7 protein-coding genes are annotated in these 6,181 nt (G+C 43.7%); all 7 read right to left on the bottom strand.

The genetic code is table 11. The features are described from left to right. Positions 1-185: 185 nt before the first annotated feature. Positions 186-494, bottom strand: coding sequence for a hypothetical protein (locus K5Q34_RS07400; protein ID WP_009910392.1), 309 nt, complete (start codon positions 492-494; stop codon positions 186-188). A gap of 71 nt (positions 495-565) precedes the next feature. Continuing rightward, positions 566-2,035, bottom strand: coding sequence for a flotillin family protein (locus K5Q34_RS07395; RefSeq protein ID WP_024406895.1), 1,470 nt, complete (start codon positions 2,033-2,035; stop codon positions 566-568). 11 nt (positions 2,036-2,046) lie between these two features. Then, complete coding sequence (locus tag K5Q34_RS07390) at positions 2,047-2,628, bottom strand: LemA family protein (protein ID WP_221864782.1); 582 nt, start codon at positions 2,626-2,628, stop codon at positions 2,047-2,049. Positions 2,629-2,699: 71 nt separating this feature from the next. Beyond that, a complete protein-coding gene (locus tag K5Q34_RS07385; protein WP_221864781.1) occupies positions 2,700-3,467 on the bottom strand; it encodes a YgcG family protein in 768 nt (255 codons plus the stop codon). Between the two features lie 71 nt (positions 3,468-3,538). Continuing rightward, positions 3,539-4,117, bottom strand: coding sequence for a uracil-DNA glycosylase family protein (locus K5Q34_RS07380; RefSeq protein ID WP_205015107.1), 579 nt, complete (start codon positions 4,115-4,117; stop codon positions 3,539-3,541). Continuing rightward, positions 4,104-4,562 (bottom strand): GNAT family N-acetyltransferase, encoded by a 459-nt coding sequence (locus K5Q34_RS07375; RefSeq protein ID WP_105158996.1) that lies wholly within the window; start codon positions 4,560-4,562, stop codon positions 4,104-4,106. Before K5Q34_RS07375 ends, K5Q34_RS07380 begins: the two co-directional genes overlap by 14 nt. A 202-nt stretch (positions 4,563-4,764) precedes the next feature. Beyond that, on the bottom strand, positions 4,765-6,165 hold the full coding sequence (gene pepV, locus K5Q34_RS07370; RefSeq protein ID WP_239515397.1) for a dipeptidase PepV: 1,401 nt from the start codon (positions 6,163-6,165) through the stop codon (positions 4,765-4,767). Positions 6,166-6,181: the final 16 nt, after the last annotated feature.

Raw genomic sequence — 6,181 nt, 5'->3', positions numbered from 1 at the left:
ATTTTCATGCCTTTCTAGTTGTTTTGTCGTTATTATAATTATAAAGCATGAAATGGAAAACGAGCAACTCCTAATTGGAATTGCTCGTTTTTTTATATGTGAGCGGCTAGTTTTTGCCCAGCCTCTTCTCATATTCTATCGAAGTTGCACAGCACAATCAATGTACTTACAAATCCTCAGAACCACTATCTAATCGAAGTAAACGCCATTCCCAAAGCAGAACCAAAATAATATTTCCACCTTTCTTGCTCTAAATAGCGCTTAAACATCTTTAATTTATCCGATTGAATCCTATTCAAAGCTAGTTCTTCCAATACCCATGGATAAATTTTATAGGAAAGATAGCTAATCTTACTACCTTTTTCACACAACTCCATCGCTTCCAACAACTGGAATTTCAATGCTTTGCTCAACTTTAATTCTGAATCAGATAATAGTTCATTTATTTTTTGTATAAACAACTTACTTTTTTTACTGTTTCTAAACATTTTCATTTTTAAAGACAATCATGCGATGGAAATGGTGGTGTAAACCTACTCAGTCACCCATCTCTTCCAACTGCTTATTATTTTTCTTTGTCCTCTTCCGCTTCTTTTGTTTCTTGGGCAGTCAGTAAACCTGTTGACATGGCACGACCAGTTAGGGTTGCGCTGATTAAATCACGGACATTGAGGCCTAGACCTTCTGTTGTCTTGTCCATGGTCGTCATCAGGTCTCCCACCATTTTTGAGGCATTCCCTTCGCCGTACATGGTAATCTTATCAACATTTCCAAGTGGTGCTGCAATATTCTTGGCGATTTCTGGAAGGACATTGACCACCATTTCAGTCACGGCTGCATCGTTGAACTTAGCCATGGCATCCGCTTTCTTGCTAAGACCTTCTGCCTCTGCTTCGAGTTTCAAACGGATGGCTTCTGCTTCGGCACGTCCTTTGGCCTCAATACCTGCCGCTTCTTGCTCCGCAGCATACTTAGCAGCTTCTGCACGCGCTTTTTGAGCTTCCGCTTCACGCTGCGTTTCGTAGAGTTCTGCTTCTGCCTTGCGTTGACGTTCAATCAAATCTGCTTCTGCAGCTTGTTGGCGAGCATATTTTTCTGCCTCTGCCTGTTTGCGGATAGTAGCTGAGAGCTCTTGTTCACGGACCTTAACTTCCTCTGCTTTTACTTCTGCTTCTTTTTGTTGCTTGACAATATTGGCTTCAGCAGTTGCACGCTCGATTTCTTTCCGTTGAGCTTGCTCCTCAATGCCATAGGCTGCGTTTGCCTGTGCCAGTTGGACATCTGACTGACGTTTTAGATTAGCTTGCTCAATAGCTAGTTCATTCTGTTTCTTGGCGATTTCTAAGTCTGCAGCAACACGCGCATCATTAGCCGCCTTATCCTCACGAGCACGGACTTCTGCTTGTTCCCGCTCTGCTTTGGCACGAGCATTTGCAGCATCCTTCTGGATGGTCACAATATTGTCAATACCTAGGTTTTTAATGACATCGTTGTCATCTGTGAAAGACTGAACCGTAAAGGCAATGATTTCCAGCCCCATTTTAGCTAAGTCAGGAGCCGCGTTGGATTGGACTTTTTCTGCAAAAGCCTGGCGGTTATTGACCATGTCACGCAGTTCCATCTGGCCAATGATTTCACGCAGATTTCCTTCCAAGACATCTTGAATAGAGGCAGAAATATCTGCAGTTTTCCAGTTAAGGAAGTTTTGAGCTGCCGCATTGAGCAATTCATCGGATACCCCAACCTTTACTTTTACGACCGCATCAGCTTTTACGTTGATAAAATCAAGAGTCGGTACAAAATCTGTGGTCTGCACATCTGTTGAAAACTGCTCAATAGAGATATAGGAGCGTTTTTCGATAAAAGGAATCATAAAACCAGAACGACCAATTAAGGTCCGAGGTTTGCCCAAGCCGGTAATGACAATTGCTTCGTTAGGCTTGGCCGACACATAACCACATACAAACAATAAAACAAATAGTACAACAACAATAATTGGTATCATAATTGCCAATATATCAAATCCAAAGTCCATATTTATCTCCTTTATTCCTTATCACTCAAATCAACACTTGGTACAGTCGTCGCCGCATCATTTGTTGCCTGGAAGAGCTCTACTTTTTCATATCCGAATAGACCTGCATAGATGGAGGTCGGGAACCGCTTGATTTTTTTATTGTAGGTAGTTGCCACCGCATTATAGTCTTTACGGGCTACCAGTATCCGATTTTCCGTACCTTCAAGCTCTGTAATCAGGTCAGATACCTGTTGATTGGCTGTCAATTGAGGATAATTCTCAGCCACTACCAACAATCTAGATACTGCAGAATCTAGCTGACTTTGAGCTTGATTATAGTCACTCGTTCCCTGTTGATTGGAACCGATTTTAGCACGCGCTTCTGCAATAGCAGTAAATATTTCTTCCTCGTGTTCCATGGCGCCTTTGACAGCTGCGACTACATTGGGTATCAAGTCATAGCGACGTTGCAACTGCGTGTCTACATTGGCTTGCTCATTTTCAACCTCGGCATAACTGTCAACTAAGCCATTGTATTGCCCAACTGCTCCCATTCCTAAAAACAGCAGAGCTAGGACTGGTATGAGGATGACCAACCATTTCTTTTTCATAAGATTTCCTTTCTAACTACAATTAAATATTCGTAAAAAAGCAAACAACTATCAGAAGCCCTATACGAGCCTTACCATCCTGAAGAGGCTCCGCCACCGCCGCCTCCACCACCTGACCAACTACCTCCGCCAAAACTAGACGATGAGGAATTAGACGAGTGATGATGATCATCAACCAACATCCAGAGTAGATTACCTGGTCCGCCTCCACCACGACTAGATTTGTCAATGATACCAAATAGGATAGCGATCAGAATAACTACGAGAAACAGCCAAAAGCCGTCACCCTCCTCACTTGTACCTTCTTCTATAGCAGCTAACTGATTTTTACCGATGCTTGTACCATAAAATCTATCCCCAATGGAGTTGACGATATAGGAAATTCCTCTACTGTAGTCTTCCTGTCGAAAGAATTCTCTTGCATTCTCTAGAATATCCTTGGCTTCTACATCCGTGATGACTGTGGCAGCATTGTCTGAGGTTTCTATCCGAAATGCTCTGTCAGCTATGGCAACCACTAAAAGAACTCCATTGTCCGTTCCTGCAAAACCGACCTGCCAGTGACGAAAGGTTTCATTAGCCAAACTTTCAATATCACTGGACAGACTTTCTGTTACATAAACACCAACCTGTAAAGCTTGCTCGGTGCTTGCCCAATTTCGATTGAGTTGATCAATTTCTGCAATGGTCTCACTCGAGAGTAACTGCGTCTCATCCACTACCGTTGTACCTGTGGGTCGGTCTGGAATCTGATTTGCTCTAGCTAGTGTGGGTGCAAATAGCAAGCAAACCGTTAGAATAGCGAAACAGCCGATGATAATTTTTTTCCATTTTCTCATCAGAACACCTCCTTCGATGAACAAAGATAAGAAAAATTTATTAGGTATATATATACAATTATATCATATTATCATTTTCCCAACAATATATTTATGTTGTTTTTCAGTAACGGTAGAGTCTGTTCAACAAACCAAGGATGTTTAGCTTGCCAGATATTGTTCCTTGGCGATGGATGAGGTAGGGGAAAATAGGTAGGTAGGTAATCAGCTGCATTCTCCACTCTCTCGGTCACAGTCCTATGGGATTCTCCTAAATAATAGTCCTGGGCATACTTACCAATCAACAAGGTCAGCTCAATCTGGGGTAGTTGCTTCATAATGAGTGGGTGCCATTTGGGTGCAAAATCCTTGCGAGGCGGTAAATCCCCAGACTTCCCTTTTCCTGGATAATAGAAATCCATAGGAAGAATAGCAAAATAGCCAGATTCATAGAAGATTTCCCTATCTACTCCCAACCATTTCCGCAGATTCTCTCCACTAGCATCATCAAAGAGGCGACCTTTTTCTTGTGTTTTTAATCCCGGCGCCTGTCCAATAATGAGGATTTTTGCAGTAGACGGTGCTTGGAAAAGCGGCTTTATTCCTTTTTTCGTAAAAGCTTGATTGGTTAAATCCTCCATAATCGCCTGACGAATATCAGCAAGTTCCATGATGTCCTACTTTCTTGAACATGGTCACATCTTCTTCCAGGGCACGAAAACCGCATTTTTTATAAAAGAAAAAGGCTGGAAGAGTGCGTTCGGTTTGCAGGAGAATATGAACAATCTTTCTCTCGACCAGCTGCTCCTCAATTCTTTTTAGAAAGTCCTTACCAATTCCTCGTCCTTGGTAGTTGCGAGCAATACAGAGCTCTTCAATACGGTATTCGGTTCCCTCATACCAGTAACGAATATGCCCTAGAGAAAGGGCAATGAGCTTACCTTGGTCAAGCAATCCAAAACAGAGTGCTCTTGGATGTGACAGCAAATCGCCTAGATAGCGGTCCAGTTGTTCCTCGTCAGACCAATCATCATTCCATGGCTCCTGACTAAATACAGATAAGAACAACTCTTTGACCATTTCCATATCTGCAAGTGTGAGTTCTTTCAGTTCCATTTTCCCTCCTAAAAAAGACGGGCGAACCCGTCTTGATATGAACCCGTATTCACAAGTAAAGTACTTTGATATAAGAGATAGTTTTTCGCTAATCAAGGTAGTTTTTTGAAGGAATACCGACTGTATTTTGAAAAAAACGAACAATGAGTAGCTGAAAAACTAGCCTTAGATAAAAGTGCTGTACTGTAAATATGGGTTCGTATTATTTGATCAATTCATAAATAGCTTCTGCGTAAATGGCAGCTGCGCGGTAGAGTTGCTTCACTTCGATAAATTCGTTGGCTTGATGCATGGTATTGACATCGTCTGGGAACATAGCTCCGTAGGCAACACCACGTTTGAGCAAGCGTCCGAATGTTCCGCCACCGATTACTTGTTCGTGACCTTTCAAACCTGTGTGTTTTTCATAAACAGATAAGAGGGTCGCAACCATTGGGTCATCGATTGGGCAATAATGTGGAGTGTGACCATGCTCAGACAGGCTAACAGCTTCTACGCCAAGTTTTTCCAAACCAGCCTTGATAGCTTCAGGGTTAGTATTTTTTGGATAACGGAAGTTGAGGGCAATGGTGTTGTCAGATGAGGTTTCATCAAACTTGAAGACACCTGCGTTCATAGAAAGAGCTCCCATCTGCTCATCGTAAATGGCTACACCGAGTTTTTTAGCGTCATGATCTTCTAGGAGGACTTGTCCTGCCAAGTCAAGATAGGATTTGGCTGCTCCGTCAAAGGCGAATTGGCTGAGGAATTTAGCCAAGTAGGTTGCTCCATTGACACCTTCTTCTGGGGTTGAACCGTGGGCTGATTTTCCGATGACGGTGACTTGAACTTGACCGTTTTCAAGGTTTTCCGCGTCAGCTTTTAGGCCATAGGCTGCTGTGAAATCTACCAACTTGCTGTCTAGGTCTGCCAGGTCGCCAGAGATAATAGCTGTCGCAGACTCAGGCACCATGTTCTCACGCAAACCGCCTGCGAAGGAATGCAGTTTAGCAGCTCCGCTATTTTCCCCCGCAAAATGAAGATAAGCTGTGATATTGCCCTTTTCGCCATTGATAATCGGGAACTCAGCATCTGGAGAAAATCCGAAATCTGGCAGGGGAAGGCCGACGTGCTCGAAGTAGTAATCCATGTCCGCCCAGCCTGACTCTTCATCGGTACCAACGATGAAACGGACTTTTTTAGTGGTCGGAAGACCCAACTCCTTGATAATTTTCAAGCCGTAGTAACAAGCCATGGTCGGTCCTTTGTCGTCAGAGGATCCGCGGGCAAAGAGCTTACCGTCGATGATTTGCGGCTCGTACGGGTCGGTGTTCCAGCCGCTTCCTGCTGGCACAACGTCCAAGTGACCGAAGATACCGAGGACTTCGTCGCCCTCGCCAAACTCAAAGTGACCTGCATAGTTGTCAACGTTCTTGGTCGGATAGCCGTCACGCTGAGCAATTTCGAGGAACTTGTCCAAGGCACGCACTGGTCCAGGCCCAAATGGATGCTGGGCATCTGCCTGGCTGTCGTCACGCTCAGAATTGATGCGGAGGAGGTCAAAGAGGTCCGCTAGAAACTCGTCTTTGCGTTTGTCAAACTCTGCTCTAAAATCTACTGTCATAATTTCTCCTTTTCAG

The organism is Streptococcus sp. 2018110 (assembly GCF_019754115.1).
Taxonomy (GTDB): Bacteria; Bacillota; Bacilli; order Lactobacillales; family Streptococcaceae; genus Streptococcus; species Streptococcus hashimotonensis.
The sequence above is the reverse complement of the archived record's forward strand: the minus strand, read 5'-3'. Positions and strand labels throughout refer to the sequence as shown.

What these genes read in the sequence shown, in the direction of transcription:
- K5Q34_RS07380 (WP_205015107.1), bottom strand. Translation starts at nt 4,117, where the DNA reads ATGGAACTTGCTGATATTCGTCAGGCGATTATGGAGGATTTAACCAAT.
- K5Q34_RS07385 (WP_221864781.1), bottom strand. Translation starts at nt 3,467, where the DNA reads ATGAGAAAATGGAAAAAAATTATCATCGGCTGTTTCGCTATTCTAACG.
- pepV (WP_239515397.1), bottom strand. Translation starts at nt 6,165, where the DNA reads ATGACAGTAGATTTTAGAGCAGAGTTTGACAAACGCAAAGACGAGTTT.
- K5Q34_RS07375 (WP_105158996.1), bottom strand. Translation starts at nt 4,562, where the DNA reads ATGGAACTGAAAGAACTCACACTTGCAGATATGGAAATGGTCAAAGAG.
- K5Q34_RS07395 (WP_024406895.1), bottom strand. Translation starts at nt 2,035, where the DNA reads ATGGACTTTGGATTTGATATATTGGCAATTATGATACCAATTATTGTT.
- K5Q34_RS07400 (WP_009910392.1), bottom strand. Translation starts at nt 494, where the DNA reads ATGAAAATGTTTAGAAACAGTAAAAAAAGTAAGTTGTTTATACAAAAA.
- K5Q34_RS07390 (WP_221864782.1), bottom strand. Translation starts at nt 2,628, where the DNA reads ATGAAAAAGAAATGGTTGGTCATCCTCATACCAGTCCTAGCTCTGCTG.